At 73.3% G+C, this 509-nt stretch carries 1 protein-coding gene; it reads right to left on the reverse strand.

Going from position 1 to position 509, the window contains the following annotated elements:
• Positions 1-509, reverse strand: a 509-nt coding sequence (locus CCN56_RS40255; RefSeq protein WP_086832504.1) for an ABATE domain-containing protein, incomplete at both ends; no start/stop codon positions are given.

The following is a 509-nucleotide window of genomic DNA, read 5'->3' on the forward strand; positions in this document are numbered from 1 at the left end:
GTACGCGGCCACGTGCAGACGGTTGCCGCAGGTGCGGCTGTCGCAGTAGCGGCGCGAGCGGTTGCGCGAGAGGTCCACGAAGGCCCGGCCGCAGTCCGGCGCCTCGCAGCGCCGCAGCCGCTCCTGCTCGCCCGCCACGACGATGAACGCCAGGGCCATGCCGCAGTCGGCCGCGAGGTGGTCGGCCACCGAGGCGCCCGGCGCGAAGTAGTGCACGTGCCAGTCGTAGCCGTCGTGGTCCGTGAGCTGGGGGGTGGTGCCCGCACCCGCCACCAGCTGGTTGATCAGGGGGGCCGCGATCCGGGCCTCGGGGGCGGAGAAGACCGCCGCGAACTTCTCGCGCACCTCGTGCACGGCGCGCAGGTCGTCGGGACCGAGCTCGCCCACGCCGCTGACCTTGTGCGCGGCGAGGAAGTCGTGGAGCTCGTGGACGTCCGAGAGCTCGTCGGCGCGTTCGCCCTGGGGCGCGGTGTTCATCAGATCGACGACGGTGTCGAGGGCGATCCGGG

The organism is Streptomyces sp. NRRL B-24572, assembly GCF_002156145.1.
Lineage (GTDB): Bacteria > Actinomycetota > Actinomycetes > Streptomycetales > Streptomycetaceae > Streptomyces > Streptomyces vietnamensis.